General features: G+C 52.7%; 21 protein-coding genes. 16 read left to right on the forward strand and 5 right to left on the reverse strand.

Translation table 11 applies throughout. The features are described from left to right. Position 1: 1 nt before the first annotated feature. The 3 genes from AC0IWZ_RS08115 to kdsA are packed head-to-tail and all read left to right on the forward strand — an operon-like array spanning position 2 to position 2,099. Positions 2–391: a SirB2 family protein gene (locus AC0IWZ_RS08115; protein ID WP_034494953.1), complete on the forward strand. Its 390-nt coding sequence runs from the start codon at positions 2–4 to the stop codon at positions 389–391. A 3-nt stretch (positions 392–394) separates the two neighbouring features. Beyond that, the gene (sirB1, locus tag AC0IWZ_RS08120) at positions 395–1,204 is read left to right on the forward strand and encodes an invasion regulator SirB1 (RefSeq protein ID WP_034494954.1); all 810 of its coding nucleotides are present in this window, start codon (positions 395–397) and stop codon (positions 1,202–1,204) included. A 40-nt stretch (positions 1,205–1,244) separates the two neighbouring features. Beyond that, entirely contained in the window at positions 1,245–2,099 is an 855-nt protein-coding gene (kdsA, locus tag AC0IWZ_RS08125; protein WP_034494955.1) for a 3-deoxy-8-phosphooctulonate synthase, read from the forward strand. A 66-nt stretch (positions 2,100–2,165) separates the two neighbouring features. On the opposite strand, the gene chaA is transcribed toward kdsA, so the two are convergent. Continuing rightward, on the reverse strand, positions 2,166–3,269 hold the full coding sequence (gene chaA / locus AC0IWZ_RS08130; RefSeq protein ID WP_034494956.1) for a sodium-potassium/proton antiporter ChaA: 1,104 nt from the start codon (positions 3,267–3,269) through the stop codon (positions 2,166–2,168). Positions 3,270–3,548: 279 nt separating this feature from the next. Here chaA and chaB point away from each other — a divergent pair, with 279 nt between their 5' ends. Both chaB and AC0IWZ_RS08140 read left to right on the forward strand, forming a co-directional pair. Next, positions 3,549–3,779, forward strand: coding sequence for a putative cation transport regulator ChaB (chaB, locus tag AC0IWZ_RS08135; RefSeq protein ID WP_471677650.1), 231 nt, complete (start codon positions 3,549–3,551; stop codon positions 3,777–3,779). A gap of 225 nt (positions 3,780–4,004) precedes the next feature. Continuing rightward, complete coding sequence (locus AC0IWZ_RS08140) at positions 4,005–4,700, forward strand: gamma-glutamylcyclotransferase (protein WP_034495092.1); 696 nt, start codon at positions 4,005–4,007, stop codon at positions 4,698–4,700. Positions 4,701–4,742: 42 nt separating this feature from the next. Here AC0IWZ_RS08140 and AC0IWZ_RS08145 read toward each other — a convergent pair whose 3' ends face one another. Then, a complete protein-coding gene (locus AC0IWZ_RS08145; RefSeq protein WP_034494958.1) occupies positions 4,743–4,988 on the reverse strand; it encodes a DUF1883 domain-containing protein in 246 nt (81 codons plus the stop codon). 236 nt (positions 4,989–5,224) lie between these two features. Then, positions 5,225–5,578, reverse strand: coding sequence for a DsrE/DsrF/TusD sulfur relay family protein (locus tag AC0IWZ_RS08150; RefSeq protein WP_471677649.1), 354 nt, complete (start codon positions 5,576–5,578; stop codon positions 5,225–5,227). 71 nt (positions 5,579–5,649) lie between these two features. Between AC0IWZ_RS08150 and AC0IWZ_RS08155 the strand changes: the two genes are divergently transcribed. From AC0IWZ_RS08155 to AC0IWZ_RS08185, 7 genes are all read left to right on the forward strand, one after another. After that, positions 5,650–6,864, forward strand: a complete 1,215-nt coding sequence (locus AC0IWZ_RS08155; protein WP_471677648.1) for a nitrate- and nitrite sensing domain-containing protein — start codon at positions 5,650–5,652, stop codon at positions 6,862–6,864. 242 nt (positions 6,865–7,106) lie between these two features. Continuing rightward, positions 7,107–8,360, forward strand: coding sequence for a CmpA/NrtA family ABC transporter substrate-binding protein (locus AC0IWZ_RS08160; RefSeq protein ID WP_471677647.1), 1,254 nt, complete (start codon positions 7,107–7,109; stop codon positions 8,358–8,360). 10 nt (positions 8,361–8,370) lie between these two features. Continuing rightward, the gene (gene ntrB / locus AC0IWZ_RS08165) at positions 8,371–9,252 is read left to right on the forward strand and encodes a nitrate ABC transporter permease (RefSeq protein WP_471677646.1); all 882 of its coding nucleotides are present in this window, start codon (positions 8,371–8,373) and stop codon (positions 9,250–9,252) included. A gap of 2 nt (positions 9,253–9,254) precedes the next feature. Continuing rightward, positions 9,255–10,043 (forward strand): ABC transporter ATP-binding protein, encoded by a 789-nt coding sequence (locus tag AC0IWZ_RS08170; RefSeq protein ID WP_410372595.1) that lies wholly within the window; start codon positions 9,255–9,257, stop codon positions 10,041–10,043. 10 nt (positions 10,044–10,053) lie between these two features. Continuing rightward, positions 10,054–14,121, forward strand: coding sequence for a nitrite reductase large subunit NirB (gene nirB / locus AC0IWZ_RS08175; protein ID WP_471677645.1), 4,068 nt, complete (start codon positions 10,054–10,056; stop codon positions 14,119–14,121). Beyond that, positions 14,118–16,697: a nitrate reductase gene (locus tag AC0IWZ_RS08180; protein ID WP_471677644.1), complete on the forward strand. Its 2,580-nt coding sequence runs from the start codon at positions 14,118–14,120 to the stop codon at positions 16,695–16,697. The genes nirB and AC0IWZ_RS08180 overlap by 4 nt, the downstream gene beginning before the upstream one ends. A gap of 67 nt (positions 16,698–16,764) precedes the next feature. After that, the gene (locus AC0IWZ_RS08185) at positions 16,765–18,165 is read left to right on the forward strand and encodes a YchO/YchP family invasin (protein WP_471677643.1); all 1,401 of its coding nucleotides are present in this window, start codon (positions 16,765–16,767) and stop codon (positions 18,163–18,165) included. 77 nt (positions 18,166–18,242) lie between these two features. Here AC0IWZ_RS08185 and narL read toward each other — a convergent pair whose 3' ends face one another. Then, the gene (gene narL, locus AC0IWZ_RS08190) at positions 18,243–18,893 is read right to left on the reverse strand and encodes a two-component system response regulator NarL (protein WP_034494964.1); all 651 of its coding nucleotides are present in this window, start codon (positions 18,891–18,893) and stop codon (positions 18,243–18,245) included. Beyond that, positions 18,886–20,670 (reverse strand): nitrate/nitrite two-component system sensor histidine kinase NarX, encoded by a 1,785-nt coding sequence (gene narX, locus AC0IWZ_RS08195; RefSeq protein WP_471677642.1) that lies wholly within the window; start codon positions 20,668–20,670, stop codon positions 18,886–18,888. Before narX ends, narL begins: the two co-directional genes overlap by 8 nt. 309 nt (positions 20,671–20,979) lie before the next feature. Between narX and narU the strand changes: the two genes are divergently transcribed. The 4 genes from narU to AC0IWZ_RS08215 all read left to right on the forward strand — a co-directional run bounded on the left by narU (position 20,980) and on the right by AC0IWZ_RS08215 (position 25,617). Next, a complete protein-coding gene (gene narU / locus AC0IWZ_RS08200; protein ID WP_034495098.1) occupies positions 20,980–22,371 on the forward strand; it encodes a nitrate/nitrite transporter NarU in 1,392 nt (463 codons plus the stop codon). Between the two features lie 193 nt (positions 22,372–22,564). Beyond that, entirely contained in the window at positions 22,565–23,284 is a 720-nt protein-coding gene (locus tag AC0IWZ_RS08205; protein ID WP_259267659.1) for a GntR family transcriptional regulator, read from the forward strand. After that, entirely contained in the window at positions 23,281–24,255 is a 975-nt protein-coding gene (locus AC0IWZ_RS08210; protein WP_471677641.1) for a sugar phosphate isomerase/epimerase family protein, read from the forward strand. The genes AC0IWZ_RS08205 and AC0IWZ_RS08210 overlap by 4 nt, the downstream gene beginning before the upstream one ends. Before the next feature lie 99 nt (positions 24,256–24,354). Beyond that, complete coding sequence (locus AC0IWZ_RS08215) at positions 24,355–25,617, forward strand: MFS transporter (protein ID WP_034494968.1); 1,263 nt, start codon at positions 24,355–24,357, stop codon at positions 25,615–25,617. Positions 25,618–25,773 lie beyond the last annotated feature (156 nt).

Raw genomic sequence — 25,773 nt, forward strand, 5'->3', positions numbered from 1 at the left:
AATGGCAACTTACTTCGCGCTCAAGCATTTGCATATTCTGACGGTCTTTATTTCCATCAGTCTGTTCGTTTTACGCTATTGGTGGCAATACCGTCATTCAGCGATGTCAAACAAGCGCTGGGTGCGCATTGTGCCGCATATCAACGACACAGTATTGCTTGTCAGTGGCGCCGCATTAGTGATGATTACGCATTTCTATCCCTTCACGCCGCAAGGTGCATGGCTGACTGAGAAGCTATTTGGCGTTATTATCTATATCGTTTTAGGGTTTATCGTGCTGGGCAAACGCCCGCGCAGCCAGCAAATTCGGCTGTTTGCCTTTTTGTTGGCCCTGGTGGTGCTTTACATCATCATTAAACTCGCCACCACAAAAATACCATTATTGGGGTAAGTCATGAGGTCGTTGGCCGATTTTGAATTCAATCAGGCGCCGTTGTGCGAGGGTATGGTTTTAGTCTCGCAGCTGATCCGTGATGATTTCCCGGCGCAAGAAGTACGTGCACAACTGGAAAGCCTGGCCCGTCAGGCGCGTGAAGAGATCTGCGAGGGTCTGCACCAGGATGTGCAACTCGAAAAATTAATCGAACTGTTTTATGGCACCTGGGGTTTTAAAGACGCCAGTGGCGTTTACCGTTTATCTGATGCGTTGTGGCTCGATAAAGTGCTGGCAAAACGCCAGGGCAGTGCGGTGTCATTGGGCGCCATACTGTTGTGGATTGCCGAACGCCTTGATATTCCATTAAATCCGGTCATTTTCCCGACGCAGTTAATTTTACGCGGCGACTGGATGGACGGTGAAATGTGGCTTATCAACCCGTTTAACGGTGACACACTCAACGAACACACGCTGGAAGTGTGGCTGAAAGGTAACGTTGGGCCGACTGCCGAGCTGTTCGATGAAGATTTAGACGAAGCCGATAACGCGGAAGTGGTGCGTAAGTTGCTCGACACCCTGAAATCGGCATTGATGGAAGAGCGTCAAATGGAGCTGGCACTGCGTGCAAGCCAGGTTCTGCTCCAGTTTAATCCGGAAGATCCGTACGAAATCCGCGACCGTGGTTTGATTTATGCTCAACTCGATTGCGAACACGTAGCACTGACAGACCTCAGCTATTTTGTTGAGCAGTGCCCGGAAGACCCGATAAGCGAGATGATCAAAGCGCAAATTAACTCGATTTCGCAAAAGCAGATCACCTTGCACTGATGCCAAATTTTTAAATATTTTCCAACAAGGCGAGATAAAGATGGAACAAAAAGTAGTTAAGATTGGTGACATCAAGGTCGCAAACGACCTGCCATTCGTGCTGTTTGGCGGCATGAACGTGCTGGAATCCCGCGATCTGGCGATGCGGATTTGTGAGCATTACGTCACCGTCACTCAGAAACTGGGTATTCCTTACGTCTTCAAAGCGTCTTTCGATAAAGCCAACCGTTCATCCATCAACTCTTACCGTGGCCCTGGCCTGGAAGAAGGGATGAAGATTTTCCAGGAACTGAAGCAAACCTTCGGCGTGAAAATCATTACTGATGTTCATGAAGCAAGCCAGGCGCAACCTGTTGCCGATGTGGTTGATGTGATTCAGTTGCCTGCGTTCCTTGCTCGTCAGACCGATCTCGTTGAAGCGATGGCTAAAACCGGCGCGGTAATCAACGTTAAGAAACCACAGTTCGTTAGCCCTGGCCAAATGGGTAATATCGTTGATAAATTCCATGAAGGCGGCAACGATCAAATCATTCTGTGCGACCGTGGCGCTAACTTCGGTTACGACAACTTAGTCGTCGACATGCTGGGCTTCAGCGTGATGAAGCAGGTTTCCAACGGTTCACCGGTCATCTTCGACGTGACTCACGCCCTGCAATGCCGTGATCCGTTTGGCTCCGCATCTGGCGGCCGTCGTGCTCAGGTCACTGAACTGGCTCGTGCTGGCATGGCTACGGGTCTGGCTGGCCTGTTTATCGAAGCACACCCGGATCCAGACAACGCACGTTGCGATGGTCCATCTGCATTGCCACTGGCGAAACTTGAGCCATTCCTCAAGCAGATTAAAGCGATTGACGATCTGGTGAAGAATTTCGAACCGCTGGACACCAGCAAGTAATTTTCTGAATCAGAAAATAAAAAGCCCTTATCTCGCGATAAGGGCTTTTTTTATACCTTTGTATTATCAGGCAAAGATCGTCATCAAATAGGCGGCAAACAACGCAAGGTGCGCCGTACCATTAAGCACATTGGTTCGCCCGGTTGAGAACGAAATCTGGCACAACACCAGCGACGTGAGCATCACCACCAACTCCGGCATCCCTAAACCAAAGGTCAGATCGTTGCCAGTTAGCATGGCAATCAATGTCACCGCCGGCACCGTCAGTGAAATAGTTGCCAGCACTGAGCCAAAGAACAGGTTCATTGCGCGCTGCACCTGGTTACTCAGCACCGCTCTCAACGCCCCTAAACCTTCAGGGGAGAGAATCAATAGCGCCACCAGGAAGCCCGTAAATTGCGCTGGCGCATTCAGCGTCGTGAGCAGCGATTCCAGTGGCCCCGCATTCATCTTAGTCACCGCAATGACCGCAACCAAATGCACAATCAGCCAGATGGCGTGCCAGGTGTTGCTGTGCGCTGACGGTTTACCATGATGTGGGTCGTCGTCATCAGACTCATCTTCATGTTCATAGACAAACAGACTCTGGTGCGTTTTGGTCTGAATCAACAAGAACACGCCATACATTGCCGCTGAAATAGCGGCCGCCATTAACGCCTGGCCGGTACTAAAATTACCTTCCGGAAGTGCTGTGGGTAACACCAGCACAATCACTGCAAGGGGAAACAGGGCAATCAAATACTGTTTGATGCCAAACAGGTTCATGTACTGTGTGGCGAATTTATTTCCACCCAGCAGAAGCGAGAAACCGACCAGCCCCCCCGTCACAATCATGATGATCGAATAGAGCGTGTCGCGCATCAGTGTCGGCGCGGCATCACCGGTCGCCATTAATGCAGAAATTAAGCTAACTTCTAGAATAACCACCGAAAGACTAAGAATCAGGGAACCATAGGGTTCACCTAAACGGTGCGCAAGCACGTCAGCATGACGCACCACGCTAAAAGCACTACTTAAAATGCCCACCAGGGCCAGAATATTAATCCCTACAACCGCCGGTAAAGACTGGCTTCCTCCCCACACAGCCAGTACGACCAGCGCTAATACCGGGAAAATGAGGGAACTCTCCTTATGACGGGTTTTCACCGCCTCATGTTGTGTTTTGGTCAAAATACTTCTCCAGTTGCATAGGTATTAAGCAATTTAGTTATTATAGTCGGACATTAAAACCCCGCTAAAATAGCAAACTAAGGCGTTTTTATGGGGAAATTTACTCAGTTTTACCGCTTATATAGCCATAGTATTTCTGATGAATAAAAATCACAGTTTACTGATTTTAAGCAATACTAAACATAGAGATAGGATTTCTATAAAAGCAATAATCCCGATTCCTGGCAAAATCACACATGTTGTTTCACACTTTAGTTTTCCCTGACTGAGGATGGTGTGATGCCTTACAACAGCCGAAGTGACCTCCCTGACAATGTTCAAAACGTTCTTCCCGCCCATGCCCAGGATATCTACAAAGAGGCATTTAATAGCGCCTGGGATGAATATAAAGATAAAGATGACCGTCGCGATGATGCCAGTCGCGAAGAAACAGCCCATAAGGTCGCCTGGGCGGCAGTGAAACACGGGTATCAAAAAGGGGATGACGACAAATGGCACAAGAAAAAGTAAACCCTACATAATGTATTGATATCCATGTTCAAACGCCGCAACACACATCAGTATGGCAAGTTAATATGACATTTTTGTTGTTTTGTGATCGACATCAAACTTGCCAGCGCCCCGCTAATTGCTTATGTTCAGATATATGTTGTTTTAATATTAAGCAGTAACTAAAAAGCCCGGAAGGCGCATCTGACGTAGTCACACGGAAGTTTGCAGTGGCGGAGGTGTATGGTGTTAACGCGTGATTTCTTAATGAAAGCGGATTGTAAGACAGCTTTTGGTTCCATTGAGGAATCGTTGTTGTGGAGTCCTGAGCAGCGCTCGGCATCACTCGCCGCGACAATTGCTTGTCGTCCCGATAACAGCCCCGTATGGATTTTCGGCTATGGTTCGCTGATGTGGAACCCGGCATTTGAATATGAAGAGTCAGCTGCAGGAACGCTAGTTGGCTGGCACCGTGCTTTTTGCCTGCGTTTGACGGCAGGGCGCGGAACCGCTTGTCAGCCTGGGCGCATGCTGGCGCTCAAAGAAGGCGGGCGCACCACGGGTCTGGCTTACCGCCTTCCCGAAGCCATGCTTGAAGATGAGCTGACGCTGGTGTGGAAACGGGAAATGATCACCGGCTGCTATTTGCCGACGTGGTGTAAACTCGAACTTGATGATGGTCGCGTCGTTAACGCGCTGGTATTTATCATGGATCCGCGTCATCCGCTTTACGAAGCCGATACGCGAGCTGAAATTATCGCGCCGTTAATTGCCGCCGCCAGTGGCCCACTGGGCACCAATGCGCAGTATCTCTTCTCGCTGGAACAAGAGTTGATCAATCGGGGAATGCATGACGATTGCCTGGATGAGCTGGTCAATAAAGTCAGAGACTGGCTACAACCGAAGGGCGATGAAGGGGATTTGCAAACTCACTTCGCATAAAATTCATTCCGGCTCTTAGTCATAAGAGCCGGAATAATGCTTTTAAGCAGGGACATAACTAATTGAATGCTCAAGCGATTTGCTGTGGCTATCAATCAGCACCTTCCACTTCCCGCTGTACGGTACCGTCAAATAAGCAGACTGCTTATCTTCCACACTCAAAATATCCGCCTGCGGTTTGCCCGCAGAACTGTTGTCGCTCATCAAATGAATATGGCTTTTATTTGAACAGTGAACCACCACGGTATCACCGCCGAAAAGATGCAGACTGGCTTTCACTACAGGCATTTTTATACTCCGCTATCACAACAAAGTTAGACATCCGCGCCGCTGGTTTTGCTGGCAATCAGTGATGTTGTTCACAAATCGCACTTAACGCATAACACCAGACCCCGGCGTCACAAATGCTGACTTTGATCAAAAAATGCTGTAACGAATCAACTTTAGTGTACATGTACCTGAAACCATTCAGCAGATGAATTTTTATGCGGAAAATTAGCCTCTGGTCATCATTAAATCTGGTATCAGAAGGTTAAGACTTTATCTGCGGCCAGCGTCCACTCAGCCAGTTCAACCAACGTGCCAATCTCAACCCCCTCAACCAAAGGCAAAGCCGTGACGCCGCGCCCGTCGGTGCAGGTCTTGCACAGTTTTACCGGCACATTCTGCGCAGTCAAAATCTCCAGCATTTGCTGAATGTTGTAGCCTTCAGACGGTTTCTGGCCGCGTAAACCCGCAGTCACTGCGTCAGACATCAAAAACAGTTTCACTTCCGGTTGCGGCTGTTGGTCGCATAACGCGATAGCCAGGCGCAGGCTGTTAAACAGAGATTCGCTGCCGTAAGCAGCTCCGTTGGCAATAATTACTATTTTTTGCATGTATTCTCCTGTGCACCCTTCGGCACGACTTTTGCTTATCTATAGCAATACATGCCGTTCAGGAGCGTTTTATGAAGGCTATCGTCGCCGTGAATCCCACTGCTCGTGACTTTTTAATGGCGGCCCAAACTCGTGGGCGTGAGCAGTTGCAGGATATTTTGCAAATCGGTGAACTCACCGGCTGCATAGCCAGGCTCGCCCATATGCTACAACGCGAACGCGGGGCTTCCAACATTTGGCTGTGCTCCTCCGGTCGGATGTTTGGTGATGAACATCTGCGTTGTATCGCCGGGGTTGATCGTGAGCTGGCGCTTTTCCGCCAGGCTATCGCCGAACCGGATTACCTGCCGGGAAGCGCGCTACTTGTCAGTCTTGCCTGCGCGCTGCATTACCTTGAACGATTACCCTCGCTGCGCACACAGATTACCGCTCAACAGATTCAGCCGTTGCAGGCCATGGAGCAGTTCAATATTACCCTGCGTCATCTGCTGAGTATTGTTCCCGAAACCAGCAATGTGGTTGAGGATGCCGGTGTGGCTCGCGCGCTGGCGGCGTTATTCAGTTTTATGCAGGGTAAAGAACTTGCCGGGCAAGAGCGGGCAATTGGTGCGCTCGGGTTTACTCTGGGGGAGTTTAGCGACACATTGCGCCAGCAACTGGTCGACAGAATCGACAGCCAGCAACACTGTTTTGAGGCTTTTTGCAGCATGACGGACTCGCAACTGCGCCAGCAATTTCAGACCTGTGGTGAACCGTGTCGCGAAACCGAACAACTCCGTCGCATGGCCTGCACCCGACTGCAACACGACGGCGATGAACCACAACGCGCGCTACGCTGGTTTGCACTGTTAACGACGCGAATTGATGCGCTCAAAGAGGTGGAAGATGCGCTAATCGAGACTGTTATGGCGCAGGCACAGCAAGCGCTCGGGCAGGTTTTGCAGCAAAGAGATCCAGACGAGCTTGAAATTGCCCGTTGGGTGGCAGGGCACGGCAGCCACGACGCAGAACGTTATTTTGACCGTCATCTTTTGCCGTTGGTGCGTCAACAGGCGCGGCAACTCGAAGCCATGGCTCAACAATTGGCCTCGCTCCAGGCAACGCTTGAGGAACGCAAAGTGATCGATCAGGCCAAAGCGCTACTCATTCGCCATCAGGGGTACAGCGAAGAACAGGCGTGGCAGACCCTGCGCAAGATGGCAATGAACCAGAACAAGCGCATGGTGGATGTCGCCAGCGCGATGGTGTCTGTGGCGGATATCTGGCAGATACCCACTAAGGAGTAGCTGCACAAACAGTGGGCGTAAACTGCGTGTTTATGGTGCGAGTCACACCCTGTTTTCCATCAGAACCCATGTATTACAGCCTTCAAAAACTGGCACGCGAGTTGCAACACTCATTATGAAAATTATTTTGACCCGAATTGCGCCAATGGCGGTGTGGTTCGGGTTGGACAAAGGCGTCCTTCAATGTGCTGACCACACATTGTCGGGCGCTTTTTTTTTACCTTTTTATCAGGAAGAAGCCGATGAGCAATAAAACCATAACCCTCTCGCGCCGCCGATTTCTACAGGCGGGTGCGGCACTAGGCGGTGCATATTTGCTGCCGGGCATGATGAATTCTGTGTGGGCTGCGGGGAGCGACAAACCGGAGCAAACCACGGTGAAAGTCGGTTTTATTCCGCTTACCGATTGCGCCTCGGTCGTCATGGCCGCGGTCAAAGGCTTCGATAAAAAATACGGTATTTCGATTGTGCCGAGTAAAGAGGCGAGCTGGGCTGCCGTGCGCGACAAAATGGTTTCCGGCGAACTTGATGCCGCCCATGTTTTATACGGGCTGGTCTACGGGCTGGAAATGGGTATCGCCGGTAAGCAACAGTCAATGGCCAATCTGATGACGCTCAACAATAACGGCCAGGCGATCTCTCTTTCGATGGATCTTGCAAAGCAGGGCGTGACGGATGCGGAAAGCCTGAAAAAACTCGTGGCCAGCAAAGCGCCGGGCAGTTTTACCTTCGCGCATACCTTCCCGACGGGCACACACGCGATGTGGCTGTATTACTGGCTGGCACAGGCGGGAATCAACCCGTTTACCGATGTGCGAACCGTTGTGGTTCCTCCTCCGCAAATGGTGATGAACATGCGCATCGGCAACATGCACGGTTTTTGTGTCGGTGAACCCTGGAACCAAAGAGCCATTAGCGACGGGGTCGGTTTTACCGCCGCAACCTCGCAATCCATCTGGCCGGATCATCCGGAAAAAATTCTTGGCACGCGCAGTGCCTGGGTCGAACAAAACCCGAATACCGCCCGTGCGCTGGTGGCGGCCATTCTTGAAGCGTCGCGCTGGATTGACGCCAGTGACGACAATCGCCGTGAAACCGCAAGTGTCCTTGCCGGACGCGCTTATCTGAACACTAAAGCGGACTATCTGACCGGGCGCATGCTCGGACAATACGACAACGGCATCGGCAAAAAATGGCAGGACGACCATGCCATGCATTTCTTCCGCGAGGGTGAAGTGACCTTCCCGTGGCTTTCTGACGGCATGTGGTTCCTGACACAACACCGTCGTTGGGGCCTGCTGGATAGCGACCCGGATTACCTTGCCGTCGCCAAACGTATCAACCGCATTGATATCTATCAGCAAGCCGCGACCGCCGTGGGCAACATTTCCATACCAGCCACCCCGATGCGCACCAGCACCCTGATGGATGGAAGCACCTGGAACGGCAGCGATCCGGCTGCCTACGCCGCAAGTTTTGCCATTAACAAACGCTAAGGGGAATGACATGAATCAGCCTGCACAGAAACCGCCGACCACAGCACTTAGCGCCACGCCAGGGGAAGTCATTACTCTGCCGCCGGTCACCGTTCGCCGCCGTAAATCGCCGTGGCGCGCATATAGCCTGAGTTTTTTCCAGCGCCTGGTGCCTGCTGTTTTGGGGATGGGGTTGTTGATTGTCGCCTGGCAAATCGCCGCGCTAAATAGCCAGGGTTTTCCCACGCCGCTCAGTACGCTGCAATCAGCGATTACGCTGTTTTCAGACCCGTTCTATAACGCCGGGCCAAACGATCAGGGTATCGGCTGGAATGTGCTTGCCTCGCTCCAGCGCGTAGCGGTTGGGTTTGGCCTCGCGGCCATTGTCGGTATTCCGGCGGGTTTCCTGATTGGCCGCTTTACCTTCTTGGCCCGCATGTTCAACCCGATTATTTCGTTATTGCGCCCGGTCAGCCCGTTGGCCTGGCTACCGATTGGCCTGCTGTTGTTCCAGAAAGCAGAACCGGCATCGAGTTGGACCATTTTTATCTGCTCTATCTGGCCGATGGTGATTAACACCGCCGAGGGCGTCAAACGCATCCCGGATGATTACCTCAACGTGGCGCGGGTGCTGAAACTTTCCGAATGGACGGTGATGCGCAAGATTTTGTTCCCGGCGGTTTTACCCGCGGTATTAACCGGCGTGCGTTTATCCATTGGCATTGCATGGTTGGTGATTGTCGCCGCTGAAATGCTCACCGGCGGGTTGGGGATCGGTTTCTGGATCTGGAATGAGTGGAACAACCTCAACGTCGAAAACATTCTTATTGCGATTGTGATTATCGGCGTCGTCGGGCTGCTGCTCGAGCAGGGTTTGATGTTGCTGGCGCGTCGCTTCAGCTGGGAGAAATAATCATGAAGAAAATTATTCAGGTTCAAAATGTTAGCCAGCGTTTTTCCACTGCCAGCGGCGAGTTTTTAGCGCTGAGCAACGTCAGTTTTGATATTGAAGAAGGCGAAACCATCAGCCTGATTGGTCACTCAGGATGCGGCAAATCCACGCTGCTGAATTTGATTGCTGGAATAACGTTGCCCTCCGAAGGCGGCCTGCTGTGCGACAACCGCGAAATCGCCGGGCCGGGGCCTGAGCGCGCCGTGGTGTTTCAGAACCACTCTTTGCTGCCGTGGATGACCTGTTTTGAAAACGTGGCGCTGGCGGTGGATCAAGTCTTTCGCCACACCATGAACCGCGCCGAACGCCGCGAATGGATTATTCACAACCTTGAGCGCGTGCAAATGGGGCATGCCATCAATCAGCGTCCTGGCGAAATTTCCGGCGGCATGAAACAGCGTGTTGGCATTGCCCGCGCGCTGGCGATGAAACCGAAAGTGTTGCTGATGGACGAACCATTTGGCGCCCTCGATGCCTTGACCCGCGCCCATTTGCAAGATGCCGTGATGCACATTCAACAAGAACTGCACACCACCATTGTGCTGATTACTCATGACGTCGATGAAGCGGTGCTGCTTTCTGACCGCGTATTAATGATGACCAACGGCCCGGCGGCCACCGTGGGTGAAACGCTATTGGTTGATTTACCACGTCCGCGTCATCGCGTGGAACTGGCGGAAGACAACCGCTATCACCATCTGCGCCAGCAGGTGCTGCGCTTCCTCTACGAAAAGCAGCCTAAGGCTGCCTGAGGAGCCGCTCATGATGCGACGTCTGATTGTGATCGGCAACGGCATGTCCGCTATCCGCCTGGTGGAGCAAATCGTGGCGCGAGCGGCGGGACGTTTTGCCATTACTGTTTTTGGTGAAGAGCCGGTGCTGAGTTACAACCGCATTTTGCTCTCGCCGGTGTTGGCGGGGGAACAAACCGCCCAGGCGACGCAGTTACACGACGCTGCGTGGTACGTTTCCCACGGCATTGAGTTGCTCACGGGAGAGGCGGTCCTGGAGGTGGACACGCAGCGCCAGACGGTTCGCTCTGATAGTCGCACGCTCGAATATGACGAACTGGTTTTTGCCACCGGCTCATACCCGTTTATTCCGCCGATTGACGGCCATCAACAGCCTCATGTGCATGGTTTTCGCACCCTGGCAGATGTCGATGCAATTCTTGGCGGCGAAGGCAATGTTGTGGTACTTGGCGGAGGTTTACTGGGGGTGGAAGCCGCGGCGGCACTGTGTGCGCGGGGCATTTCCGTCACTCTGATTCACCGTCAGCCATGGCTCATGGATATTCAACTCAACCCGCAGGCTGGTGCTTTGCTTGCGGAGCATCTCGCACAACGGGGGATTTGCTGCCAGCTCAATTGCGGCATTGAGCGCATTTCTGAAACTAGCGTGACGTTAAGCAATGGCGATGTTTTACCCGCCGGGCGAGTGATTATCGCCACCGGCGTAAAACCCAATATCCGGCTTGCGCAGCAGGCGAGTATTTCTTGCCAGCGCGGCATCAGCGTTGATGCACAACTGCGTAGCACGACGCCCTGCGTCAGCGCATTGGGCGAATGCTGCGAAATAGACGGGCAAACCTGGGGGCTGGTGGCACCTTGTCTGCAACAGGCCGACGTTTTAGCCGCCCGTTTATGTGGTAGCGCTTTAAACGACTTCCACTATCAGGATCGCGGCACGCGCCTGAAAGTCAGCGGTATCCCGCTATTTTCCGCAGGCGACATTCGCAGCCAACCGGACACACGCGTGCTCACCGCCTTTGATCCCATCACCCGACATTATCGCTGCCTGCATTTGCGGGACGGCAAGCTGGTGGGCGCACTGTTAATGGGTGATATCACCCCTGCTAATACACTCACCGATATTTTACTCAGCGCGGCGCCCGTTACGCCTGACGTGCTGTTTGATGAATACCACTCTGATGAGCAGCCGTTGGCTGCCGGAAATGACGACATGACAAAAGCAACGCTGGTAGTAATTGGTCACGGCATGGTCGGACACCACTTTCTGGAACAGTGCGTGGCGCAGAAACTGCATCACAGCCATCACATTGTGGTGTTTGGCGAAGAACGCCACCCGGCATATGACCGTGTGCATCTGTCGGAATATTTTGCGGGACGCAGCGCCCAGTCGCTCTCAATGGTGCAGGGCGATTTCTTTGCAGAGAACGGTATTGAGCTGCGTTGCAACAGTAAAATCGTTGAAATTGACCGCCAGCAACGGGTGGTGCGTGACCATGAAGGACGTGAAACCTGGTACGACAAACTGGTGCTGGCGACCGGGTCGTTTCCGTTTGTGCCACCGGTTCCGGGTCACGACCTGCCAGGCTGTTTTGTTTACCGCACGCTTGATGACCTGGACGCCATTGCCGAACGGGCCCGCAATGCCACTCGCGGCGTCGTGATTGGCGGTGGTTTGCTGGGGCTGGAAGCGGCAAATGCGCTCAAACAGCTGGGTCTGGAAACGCATGTTGTGGAGTTCGCGCCCAATCTCATGGCGGTGCAACTCGATAACGCGGGTGCGGCGATGCTGCGCGAAAAAATCAGCGATATTGGCGTGCAGGTGCATACCAGCAAATCTACAACAGCGATTACCGACGTTGACGGTTTGCAGCTTAATTTCGCCGATGGCGAGACGCTCAATACCGATCTCATCGTCTTCTCTGCGGGTATCCGTCCGCAAGATGCGCTGGCACGTAGCAGTGAACTCGCACTTGGCGAACGCGGTGGGATTGTGATTAACGACCGTTGCCAAACCAGCGACAGTGCAATTTATGCCATCGGCGAATGCGCACTTTGGGAAGGGAAAATTTTCGGTCTGGTCGCGCCGGGTTATCAAATGGCACGTGTAACGGCTGCAACCCTTGCCGGGCAGGAATCAGCATTCCTGGGTGCCGATATGAGCACCAAACTGAAATTGCTCGGCGTGGAAGTGGCCTCATTTGGTGACGCTCACGGGCGCACGCCAGGCTGCCAGAGTTACCAGTGGACCCACGGCCCACAGCAAATCTACAAAAAAATCGTGGTCTCTGCCGATAACAAAACCCTGCTCGGTGGCGTACTGGTGGGCGACAGCCAGGAATACGCCACGCTGCTGCAAATGATGCTCAACGGCATGGCGCTACCTGCACAACCGGAAAGCCTGATTTTGCCAACAATGGCAGGCGGCGCGCCAAAAGGGTTGGGTGTCGCGGCATTACCGGAAAGCGCACAAATTTGCTCGTGCCATAACGTCAGCAAAGCGGATATTTGCGCCGCGGTAAGCAACGGCGCGGGAGACATGGGCGCGATTAAGGCATGCACCAAAGCGGCAACAGGCTGCGGCGGCTGTTCGGCACTGGTGAAACAGGTGATGGAATACCAGTTACAAGAGCAGGGCGTGGAGGTGAAAAAGGACATCTGCGAACACTTCCCGTACTCGCGCCAGGAAATCTACCATCTGGTGCGCGTTAACCATATCCGCAGTTTTGAACAGCTGATAAGCCGTTACGGTCATGGTCACGGCTGTGAGATTTGCAAGCCACTGGCGGCGTCGGTGCTGGCGTCGTGCTGGAACGAGTATTTACTCAAACCTGCCCATCTACCGTTACAGGACACCAATGACCGTTATTTCGCTAACATCCAGAAAGATGGCACCTACTCCATTGTGCCGCGTGTACCGGCAGGCGAAATCACACCCGATGGTTTAATTGCGATTGGTCAGGTGGCAAAACGCTACCAGCTATACAGCAAAATTACCGGCGGCCAGCGAATCGACCTGTTTGGCGCTCGCCTGGAAGAGCTACCGGCGATTTGGGAAGAGCTGGTCGCGGCGGGCTTTGAAACCGGACACGCCTACGGTAAATCACTGCGCACCGTGAAATCCTGCGTTGGTTCGACCTGGTGCCGTTACGGCGTACAAGATTCAACGGGGCTGGCGATTGAACTCGAGAACCGCTACAAGGGCCTGCGTTCGCCGCACAAAATCAAAATGGCAGTCTCCGGTTGCACCAGGGAATGTGCCGAAGCACAGAGTAAAGATATCGGTGTGATTGCGACAGACAAGGGCTGGAACCTTTATGTTTGCGGAAATGGCGGCATGAAACCGCGCCATGCGGACTTGTTCGCCAGCGATCTCGACCGGGAAACGCTAATCCGCACCATCGACTGTTTGCTGATGTTTTACATCCGCACCGCCGACCGTCTGCAACGCACCAGCACCTGGATGGATAACCTTGAGGGCGGAATCGACTATCTGCGCGAGGTGATTTTGCACGACAGCCTCGGCCTTGCTGACGAGCTGGAAAAAGAGATGGTCAGCGTAGTCGATACCTTCCAGTGCGAATGGCAAACCACGCTCAACAGCCCGGATCGCCTGGCATTGTTCCGCTCTTACGTGAACAGCGAACAACCGGACGAAGCGGTGCAGCGTCAGACTCTGCGCGGCCAGTTACAACCGGTCAGCGAAGTTGTCCATCTGCCCCCCACGACGCCAGCCAAACCCTGGCACGCGGTGTGTGATATCAACGCCATTCCTTTGCAGGCAGGCATTGGCGCGCGTTTAGGCGAGCTGCAAATCGCTCTGTTCCGTTTTGGCGATGCGATTTACGCGCTCGATAACCTCGAGCCGGGCAGCGATGCCAACGTGCTTTCGCGCGGTATTGTCGGCGATGCGGGCGGCGAGCCGATTGTTATTTCCCCGCTGTATAAACATCGCATTCGTCTGCGCGACGGGCGCACTCAGGATGGCGAACAGGCGGTTCGCGCCTGGCCGGTGAAAGTGGAACAAGGCACCGTGTGGGTGGGAAGCCAGGCGCTGATTATGCGTGCGGAGGCATCATGACTAACGTCGTGCGTTCAACATGCCCTTACTGCGGCGTCGGTTGCGGTGTGGAGGTTCGTCAAACCGAGAGCCGAGGTTTTGAGATAAGCGGTGACAAACAGCATCCGGCAAACTTTGGGCGGCTGTGCGTCAAAGGTGCGGCATTAGGCGAAACGCTGGGTCTGGAAGGGCGTTTGCTGTATCCCGAAATCAATGGCGAGCGCGTGGAATGGGAAGCCGCGCTGGATGAAACGGCGCATCGTTTGCAGGCGATTATTGACGAGTTCGGCCCCAAAGCGGTGGCGTTTTACGCCTCCGGCCAGTTGTTGACCGAGGATTATTACGCAGCCAATAAGCTGATGAAGGGGTTTATTGGCGCGGGGAATATCGACACCAATTCGCGGCTGTGTATGTCCTCGGCGGTAGTGGGATACAAACGCGCATTTGGCGCGGATTTTGTGCCATGCAGCTATGAGGATCTTGAGCAAACTGACTTGGTTATCCTGGTGGGTTCCAATGCGGCCTGGGCGCATCCGGTTCTGTATCAACGCCTGATGAAGGCTAAACAACAGCGCCCGCAGATGAAAATGGTGGTTATCGACCCGCGTCGTACGGCGACGTGTGACATTGCCGATTTGCACCTCGCGCTTCGTCCGGGCAGTGACGCCGCATTGTTTGTTGGGTTATTGAACCATTTGCAGCCGTCATTGGCGGAAACGACATTTGACGGGCAAACCGCAGCGCTGGATATCGCCGCCGACTGGACACTGGAGAAATGCGCGGACTTTTGCCAGCTCGAAAGCGCGGATGTGCAGACTTTATGGCAATGGTTCGCCCAGGCAAACCGGGCGATGACGCTTTACACCATGGGCATTAACCAGTCGTCGAGCGGCAGTGATAAATGCAATGCGATCATCAACGTGCATCTGGCGAGCGGCAAAATTGGGCGCGAAGGGTGCGGCCCCTTTTCGCTGACCGGACAACCGAATGCCATGGGCGGGCGTGAAGTCGGCGGCCTGGCGAATCAACTGGCCTGCCATATGAATTTTGAGCCAGCCGATATCGCCCGTGTCGGGCGTTTTTGGGGTACTGAACGTATTGCCGAAACGCCGGGGTTAATGGCCGTCGAACTGTTTGAAGCGGTAGGGCGCGGTGAAGTCAAAGCCGTGTGGATTATGGGCACCAATCCCCTGGTTTCGCTGCCGGATAGCTCGCATGTGGCGCAGGCACTGGCGAAATGCCCGCTGGTGATTGTCTCGGAGGTGGTGTCAGACACGGATACTTCGCGTTTCGCCACCGTCAAATTTCCGGCACTGGCATGGGGAGAAAAAAACGGAACCGTCACCAACTCTGAACGGCGTATTTCCCGCCAGCGTGCGTTTCTACCCGCACCGGGCGAAGCGCGCGCCGACTGGTGGATGGTCGCGCAAATTGCCCAACGCCTGGGTTATCGCGAAGCCTTTCAGTGGCAACATCCCCATCAAATATTCAGCGAACATGCGGCTCTTTCCGGCTATGAAAATAACGGCACTCGCGCATTTGATATCAGCGGTCTGGCAAATTTAAGCCGCGTGCAATACGACGCGCTTGAACCTGTGCGCTGGCCAGTCACGGGGCAGGAGCATCCACCCTTTAAAAGCTGGCATCCGAACGGGAAGTTCCAGTTGCTGCCGGTTGAACCGGCTTTACCCCAGGCGAGCGCCGACCACACTTACCCGCTGATTCTCAACAGCGGGCGTATTCGCGACCAGTGGCACACCATGACGCGCACTGGCAACGTGCCGCGCCTGATGCAGCACATGAAAATGCCGTTACTGGAGATCCATCCGCGTGACGCCAAACGTTACGGTGTCACTAATAGTGGTCTGGTCAGAGTGGCTTCACGTTCCGGTGGCATGGTTGCGAAGGCGTGGGTGAGCGAAAACCAACTGCCGGGAAACGTGTTTGTACCGATGCACTGGAACCAGCAGTTTGCGCGTAAAGGGCAGATCAACAGCCTGGTGAAAAGCGTGTGCGATCCCCATTCCGGGCAGCCTGAAAGCAAACAAACAGCCGTGCGCATTCAGCGCTGGCAGCCTGGATGGTGTGGTGAGATTTTTGCGCGTGAAGATATCGTGTTTGCGCAGGAGATCCAATGGTGGAAGCAGGCTTCACCCGGTGTTACGCATTTCCTGTGTGCCGCAGACACTCATGCTTCTGCATGGATAGAAGCGCTTGCTGCCGGACGCGGCTGGCAGTTGCAAACCGCCAGCGGAGACGGTCAGTTTTACCATGTCCTCGCCTGGCAATACGGGGAGTTACAGCTGGCTTTCTATAGCGCAAACGCCTGGCCTCAGATCGCCACGGCTGCGGTAGTGAATGCGTTTGAACAGGCCCCGAAAACGGCGGCGGATCGCCATCGGCTGTTAGCCGGAAAAGCGCCCGGCGCACATGCCGATGTGGGTTCGACAGTGTGTAGTTGCTTTGGTGTGGGAGAGAAAACGATTCTTGCCGCAATCGCAGGGGGCTGCCAGTCCGTCGCACAACTGGGTGAAAAACTGCGTTGTGGCACCAACTGCGGCTCTTGTATTCCAGAGCTGAAAGCGTTGTTGAAATAACACCCGGAGTAATCCGTGTTTACGAGTTTGGGAATGAATTGCTGCGGTGTGATGTTATAATTTCCAGATGTTTAGAAAAGCCGTTCCATTTTTCACCCTGTCATACGCACTCCTTAGCGCTGGAGGGGCTGCCAGTACCCGCCAGACCTTTATCGAGAAAGCCGAAAACCCTTTTGACCAGTCAACCGAACAACTGCCCGATTTGGGGATGGCCCCGGAATCGGACGCCGCCGCACGTGAAATTGCCGCCATGGCAAAGAAATTCGGTGAAGCCAGCATGGTCGATGATGGGCTGGATGCGGGGGATCAGGCGCGATTGCTGGCTTTTACTCGCCTGCGCGATGTGCTCACCGACAAAGTCACCAGTGAAGCGGAATCGCTGTTATCTCCCTGGGGGAAAGCCAGCGTCAATTTGCTGGTGGATGAGCACGGTAACTGGAACGGCAGCAGCGCCTCTTTGTTTACGCCCTGGCAGGATAACAACCGTTATCTCACCTGGAGCCAGGTGGGGTTTACCCAGCATGACGACGGGTCGATAGGGAATATCGGTGCCGGGCAGCGTTGGGTGGCGGGCGGCTGGCTGCTGGGATATAACGCTTTTTACGACAATCAGCTTGCCAACAATTTACAGCGTGCCGGGTTTGGCACCGAAGCGTGGGGCGAGTATTTACGTCTGTCGGCTAATTATTATCAGCCATTATCCAGTTGGCAGGACGGGAGTAGCGAAACTCTGGAGCAGCGTCTGGCGCGAGGTTATGACATTACCGCGCAGGCGTGGCTGCCGTTTTATCGCCATATCAATACCAGCCTCAGCTTCGAGAAATACTACGGTAATAGCGTTGACTTGTTTGATAGCGGTACGGGTTATCGTAACCCGGTGGCGGTGACGATGGGATTGAGTTACACGCCGATACCGCTGCTGACGCTCACCGCGCAGCATAAGCAGGGTGAAAGCGGCGTATCGCAGGATAATCTCGGCCTGAAGCTGAATTACCGTTTTGGTGTGCCGGTGGCAAAACAGTTGTCTGCGGCTGAAGTTGCGACCACCAGTTCATTACGCGGCAGCCGTTACGACAACGTGGAGCGTGATTCCTTGCCGGTGATGGAATATCGCCAGCGTAAAACGTTATCGGTATTTTTGGCGACGCCGCCATGGGAATTGCATGCGGGCGAAACGGTGGCACTTAAGCTGCAAATTCGCGCCAGCCATAAAATCCGCAATATTACCTGGCAGGGCGATACCCAGGCGTTGAGCCTGACGCCGCCTGCGAATAACCGCGACACTAACGGCTGGAGCATGATCATGCCGATGTGGAACGATAACGGCCCGAATGAATATCGTCTTTCTGTGGTGATTGAAGATGATAAGGGCCAGAAAGTGACGTCTAACTGGATTACGCTGAAACTGGCGGAGCCGTTGGTGGTGAGTCCACTTGCCGATCCGCGTTATGAGTTGTTACCGCAATAATCTGTGATTTCGGGATACGGTTTGGTTTTGTAGGGTGGATAAGCGAAGCGTCATCCACCACATTCCCCGTTCTAACCTTAAAATATCCGGTCCTGATGCACCCAAACCGCCGCTTCGACACGGGATTTCAGTTTCATCTTTTTAAGCAGGTGCTTAACGTGAACCTTCACCGTACTTTCGGTGATATCGAGGCGGCGGGCAATCATCTTATTCGGCAAACCCTGGGCGATGAGTTTAAGGATATCGCGCTCGCGTGGTGTCAGCAGGTTAACGTCACGGTCAGACGTGGCGCGATTTGCACGCAGGCTGGCGGCCAGCACTGGCGTTAACGCTTCGCTTAATACCATTTCACCCGCAGCGGCCTGTTGCAACGCTTTGAGTAAATCTTCTGGCTCCATATCTTTCAGCAGATAACCATCTGCGCCGCGTTTCAGCGCGGTGACAACGTCTTCCTCATGATTTGAAACGCTGAAAACCACAATGCGACCAGACAGCGGTTTTTCACGCAGGCAATCGAGTGTTTCCAGTCCGTTCATCCCTGGCATATTCAAATCCAACAGGATCAAATCAGGGTCGAGTTCTTCGGCAAGTTGTACGCCTTGTTCACCATTCCCCGCTTCACCAACAACCGCCAGTTCCGGCGCCATACTGATGAGTTGTTTAACGCCAGTGCGCAGCATGGGATGATCGTCGATAAGCAATATGGTCGAGGCTTCCGGGTTACTCATGTTGTGCTCCTGGGTTTATTTCGGGGATAAAACTCACGATGACCTGAGTGCCGCCACCAGGGCGTTCGCGCACCTGGCAATCGCCTCTCAGACTTTGCGCACGATCTCGCATAATAATAAGACCGTAATGGTTACGGCGCTCGCCGTTGTCGGGAATGCCACAGCCGTTATCCCAGATGGTTAAGGTAATTTGATTGTCGCGATGAATTACGCTGACGCCACTTGCGGTGGCGTTGGCGTGTTTCAGACTGTTATTTAACGCTTCACGGGTAATTTGCACCAGGTGAATGGCCTGATGAGACGGCACCAGGCGCGGCGGCACCTGGTAATCCAGATTGACCGGGAAGCCGAGTTTTTCGCTAAATTCGCGGCAACTGGCTTCCAGCGCCGGGCGCAGCCCCGGCTCGATTAATTGCAGGCGGAAGGTCGTCAGTAATTCACGCAGTTGTCGCCATGAAGTATTCAGCTCGCTCCGCATCTGCCCCAGCAGCGTCTGCATTTCGGCGGGCAGGGAAGCGCCTTGCATTTGCAGGCAGCTGACCTGCATTTTCAGGCAGGAGAGCGACTGGGCGATCGAATCATGTAATTCGCGGGCGATGGCTGAACGTTCTTCCATGACTACCAGTTGCTGCTGGCGCTCGTACTGCCGCTCAAGCGCCAACGTGGCGGTGAGCTGTTCCATTAGGGTTAAAACCAGTTGCTGCTGGTCATGCGTCAGGCTGCTACCGAGCGGTAATTGCGCCAGCACCAGACCGTACTGAATGTGGTTATCGGTCAAACGCCATTTTTGTGCGGTGGTTTCGCAAGGTTGTAGCAATGGCTCGCGCGGGCAAAGATTACAGCCGCTGGCTTCACAACTGCTGTCAGGTTGGTAGGTATATTCTTCGTAATTCTCTTCGTCTTCATATTCATAAACCCGCAGCTCGATGTTACGCAGCGGGGTCAAATGCTGTAATTCGCTGAGAACCGGCGACAGGCGCTGGCACAGCGGAGCTTGCGAGTGCAGGCGGCGGTTAGCCTGATACAAAAATGAGAGGATCTGGTTTTTTTGCTCAAGCCCGGCGGTTTTTTCACGCACGCGTTGCTCAAGGCTGGCGTAGCTTTCCGCCAGTTCGGCAGACATGCTATTAAGCGCGATGCCCAGCGTTGCCATTTCATTGCGACCACGAACGTTCACGCGGTGAGTGAAGTCCCGCTGCCCAATCGCCTGCGCCATGGTCAGCAATTTCTGCCAGGGACGCAGTAACTGTTTGCGTAACCAGATGACGGTGAAAATGATCAGCAGGCCCATTAATGCCGCCATGCCAAGTTGCAGCTGGATAATCCGGTGCAGGCGCATTTCGGTGGTGTGATCAAAGGTGGTGACAAGCTTATCTATGCGGGCGACAAAACCGGCAACATGCGGTTTAACCTGGTCGGCATTGTTGGCACGGCGCAGCGCGGGTTCGAGTTCCTCACGCCAGTAATGTTGCAGGGCGGCGAGTTTATCTTGTTGGCCGTCTTGTTCCGCCGCCTCCTGTAAATCTTTGCTCCAGGTGGTTTGTTCCATCTCATCGAGCAGCGCGTTGTCCTGATCGTTAAGCGGAATAGACGCCAGCAGACGATAGCTTTGCATGCGCATCGAACCCGCTTTATTGATGGCGTGCGCGTTACCCTGAATTCCTTGCGCCAGCCAGCCCGCAAGACTCATACCCGCGACACCCAACAATGCCAGCAACAGCACAATTAAGGCCAATTGGTTGAACAAAGTGAGCGGAGAGAGCAGGCGTTTAAGCATTAACAGAGGAACTCCGTAGAGTGAAAAATGACAATGCGGTTATTTTCAGACATCCCCCGGAGTATACCCATACCCCTTAAGGATTACCCACTAATTGCCAGGGATGGCATATTTCAGTGTAAGGGTATTAACAGCTTCTTTCAGGCATGTGAAAAACCACACTATTTACGGATTTGTTCATTACCCACAAAGAATGACGGTTATTTTTTGACCATTATTCTGATGGGTTATCCCTTGATTCACATCAATTTTTATTCCTCGTTAGCACCTAATGTGGCGGCAATTACTCTCACTCTTTTTGAGGTGTTTATGTCTCAGTCCCCCACAAATAACCAGAAATCGGGGTCGCTCATCACCGAATGGCGACCAGAAGAACCCGCATTCTGGCAAAGTAAGGGTCACGGCATTGCCAGCCGTAACTTATGGATTTCCGTTCCGTGTTTGCTGTTGGCGTTCTGCGTCTGGATGCTGTTCAGCGCGGTAGCCGTTAACCTGAACAAAGTCGGTTTTAACTTCACCACTGACCAACTCTTTATGCTGACGGCGCTGCCGTCTGTGTCCGGTGCTTTGCTGCGCGTGCCTTACTCCTTTATGGTGCCAGTGTTCGGTGGCCGCCGCTGGACCGCATTCAGCACCGGGATTTTGATCATCCCTTGCGTGTGGTTGGGCTTCGCGGTGCAAAACCCGGCAACACCTTTTAGCGTGTTTATCATGATTGCGTTGCTGTGCGGCTTCGCCGGGGCGAACTTTGCTTCCAGCATGGCAAACATCAGTTTCTTCTTCCCGAAAGCAAAACAGGGCGGCGCGCTGGGTATTAACGGCGGTTTAGGTAACCTGGGCGTGAGCGTGATGCAGTTAGTCGCCCCGCTGGTGATCTCGCTTTCCATGTTTGCGGTATTTGGCGGAACAGGCGTTGAGCAGGCTGACGGCACCATGCTGTTCCTCGAAAACGCCGCATGGGTTTGGGTGCCGCTGTTGGCTATCTTCACCATTGCAGCCTGGTTCGGGATGAACGATCTGGCCACGTCTAAAGCCTCTTTAAAAGAGCAGTTGCCGGTTCTGAAACGTGCCCACCTGTGGATTATGGGCGTGCTGTATCTGGCGACGTTCGGCTCGTTTATCGGTTTCTCCGCCGGTTTTGCGATGCTGGCTAAAACGCAGTTCCCTGACGTCAACATTTTGCACTTTGCTTTCTTCGGCCCGCTGTTTGGTGCGCTGGCTCGTTCTGCGGGCGGGGCGATTTCTGACCGCTTTGGCGGCACGCGTGTTTCGCTGTTGAACTTTATCTTCATGGCAATTTTCAGTGCGCTGCTGTTTACCACGCTGCCTCACAATGGCGTTGGCGGTAACTTTATTGCCTTCTTTGGCGTGTTCCTGATGCTGTTCCTGACGGCTGGTCTGGGGAGTGGTTCTACCTTCCAGATGATCTCCGTTATCTTCCGCAAATTGACCATGGACCGCGTGAAAGCGCAGGGTGGAACGGAAGAGCGTGCGCTGCGTGAAGCGGCAACTGATACTGCTGCGGCACTGGGGTTCATCTCTGCCATTGGCGCCATTGGCGGGTTCTTTATCCCGAAAGCGTTCGGCACCTCGCTTGCGCTGACCGGTTCTCCGGCGGGCGCGATGAAAGTGTTCCTGGTGTTTTATATTGTTTGTGTGGTGATCACCTGGGCCGTATATGGCCGGAAGTCATCCAAATAATCGTTTTGACCTTTTGGTTATCCCTTGCGCGACTTCGGTCGCGCTTTTTTTTGCCTGAAATTCCTCCCCGATCCGGCTTTATTCTGCGAGAAACCTCACATTTAGAATAACTACCCCGCCAGATCCCATTGTCACATTCACTGGCTAAGAGTACCGTGACGATAAATCTGGTTTAAACCAAATGGATTAAAACATGAAAACCCATTCCACCGTAGAAACGGCAAAAGAGATGCTCAATGACTGGCTGAGCAAAGGTGTCGTCCAGCCGGGCGGGAAATTACCTTCCGAGCGTGAGCTGGAAGAATTACTGGGCATCAAGCGCATGACACTGCGGCAGGCGTTGTTGTTTCTCGAAGGGGAAGAAAAGATCTTTCGTAAAGATCGTCGCGGCTGGTTTGTGGCCTTGCCGTGCTTCAAATACACCCCGAACACTTCCACCAGTTTTAAGCAGGCAGCTTTGGAGCAGGGGCGTTTGCCGTCCTGGGGTTTTCTGGAAAAAGAGCGGGTTTATACCGCGGAACCCGAAATTTTGTCGCAGTTGAATGTAAAAGACGGTGATGAAATCTACAAAATTTGCGGCTGGGGAGCGCTTGATAACCATAAAGTTTTCTATCACGAAACCTTTATCAACGCGCAGTCCGCTCCCGGTTTTATCGACAAATTAGGCGATCGTTCTTTTGTTGATGTATGGCAAGAAGCCTTCGGCAAAAGTTCGCACACGCAGCATTTAGCGTTTAAACCCACACGACTTTCGGCAGGGGCTTGCAAAGGGATGGGCGGCACCGCAGGAACACCTTCTATCCGGGTTGAAAAATACCGCGCCGATGAAGCCGGGCAAGTTATTCAGGTTGATATCGAATATTGGCGTTTTGAATCAGTAGAGTTTTATATCGATTTCCAGGAGTTTCCATGAACAACATCCAGGCTACAAAAATTGTCGAACGCGCCGCAAATCTGCCGCTGTATCTACATGCCTATGCGTTTCATTTAAATATGCGCATGGAGAAGATTCTGCCGGAAGATTTACTGGATATTGCCAGCCAGCAGCAACTGAAAGGGGTGAAAATTCATGTTGTGGATGGAGAAAGCCAGTCGTTACGGCATGCCAGCGATGAGCGACTTGAGAAGTTTGCAGAAAAATCGCGCCATTTGGGGTTGGATGTTCACATCGAAACCAGCGCCTCGGATGCCCAAACCATTGATGAGGCGGTGAACATTGCGTTGAAATCCGGGGCGACTTCGGTGCGGTTTTATCCGCGCTATGAAGGGACACTTTCTGAGGTCACGGAAATCATTGCTCAGGATATTCAATACATTAAAGCGCAATACCAACACAGCGGCCTGACATTTACGCTTGAGCAACACGAAGATTTACAGAGTCACGAACTGGTGCAGCTGGTTCAACAGGCTGATTTTCCGCAGCTTTCCCTGCTGTTTGACTTTGCCAACATGATTAATGCCAACGAAGAGCCGCTTGAGGCGCTGGCGGTGATGGGAAAAGAAGTCACTCAGGTGCATATCAAAGATGCGTTAATCAATCACGAAGGTGAAGGGCGCGGGCATACCGCATGTATTTCTGGCGCAGGTGAATTACCGTTTAAAGAATTATTACTGCAATTAATTTGTCTGGGCGAAGATAAACCGCAAGTCACCGCCTTCGGTCTGGAAGAAGAAGTAGATTATTACGCACCGGCATTTCGTTTTACCAACGAAGATAAAAACCCGTGGATTCCATTGCGCCAGATGAGTGAAACCCCGTTGCCGACCTCCGGGCTGGAAGAAAGGCTCAATAAAGAAATTGACGATGCAATGAATCAAATAATGCATGTGCGTAATATTCTTGGCGATCTTCATAAAGACGCTGTAGCTATTTTAAGAAAGTAATTAATCAATAAACATTTAAATTCAGCTGTCTCACTTTTTGTGAGGTAACTGTACTCTCAAAATAATAATTAATTCCGCTAATTCAGGGGTGGGTGTCTTATGCTATCTAAAAAAAGATGGACTATATTTAGTTTGTTGGTTCTGTGCGGCGGGACAATATATAAATTGCCGTCCTTGAAAGACGCATTTTATGTTCCGATGCAGGAGTATTTTCACCTGACCAACGGTGAGATTGGTAATGCGATGTCGGTTAACTCCATTGTCACGACCATTGGTTTCTTCTTATCCATTTACTTTTCCGACAAACTACCGCGCCGCTTTACCATGTCGCTTTCACTGATTGCGACTGGCCTGTTGGGGATCTACCTTTCTACCATGCCGGGCTACTGGGGTATACTGTTTGTCTGGGCGTTGTTCGGCGTGACTTGCGACATGCTCAACTGGCCGGTGTTGCTAAAGTCGGTGAGCTTGCTGGGGGACAACACTCAACAGGGGCGCTTGTTTGGCTTCTTTGAAACCGGGCGAGGGATTGTCGATACCGTTATCGCATTTAGCGCCCTGGCGGTGTTCACCTGGTTTGGCAGCGATTATTTCGGATTTAAAGCAGCAATATTGTTTTACTCTTTTATCGCTATTCTGGTCGGTGTGGTTATTTTCTTTGTATTAAAAGAAAGTCCGGAAGAACAAGCGGCTAAACAAGAGAAGGCAGAGAAAAAAGAAGCGAACCCCGGCCTAGGCGGTGTATTAAAAAACAAAACTGTCTGGCTAATCGCTTTTAGCGTGTTCTGTGTTTATGCGGTGTATTGCGGGCTGACATTCTTTATTCCATTCTTAAGAAATGTCTACGCTTTACCGATTGCGTTGGTAGGGGCGTATGGGATTATCAATCAGTATTGTTTGAAAATGGTAGGTGGCCCGATTGGTGGATTAATTGCGGATAAGGTTTTAAAATCACCCAGCCAATATTTGTTCTATACCTTTATAATTAGTGCGCTGGCTTTGGTTGCATTAATATTACTGCCTCATGAACAAATGCCTGTTTATTTAGGCATGGCCTGCACCCTGATGTTTGGTGCGGTCATCTTTACTCAGCGAGCGGTATTTTTTGCCCCTATTGGCGAGGCGGGAATCAGTGAGAAAAATACCGGTGCGGCAATGGCGTTAGGAAGTTTTATCGGTTATGCCCCAGCGATGTTCTGCTACAGCCTGTATGGCTACATCTTAGATACCAACCCAGGGTTATTGGGCTACAAAATCGTGTTTGGCTTGATGGCTGTTTTCGCCTGCGCCGGAATAGTGATTTCGGGCCTGCTTATCAAAAACATTCGTGCGGAACGCAAAGCAGAACCGCTAACTGTCTGATCATTACACCATTCAACATGGGGCTTCTCTGCAAGGGGATGCCCCATTTTTTTGCTTCAATGCTCCCTATATTGGCTGACTTACCCCTTAATACCCAGTCGCTCTGATTTCTACTCCTTGCAGAAAGTAGAGAATCGTTATTTTGATTATATATCA

Source organism: Buttiauxella sp. AC142 (genome assembly GCF_979253435.1).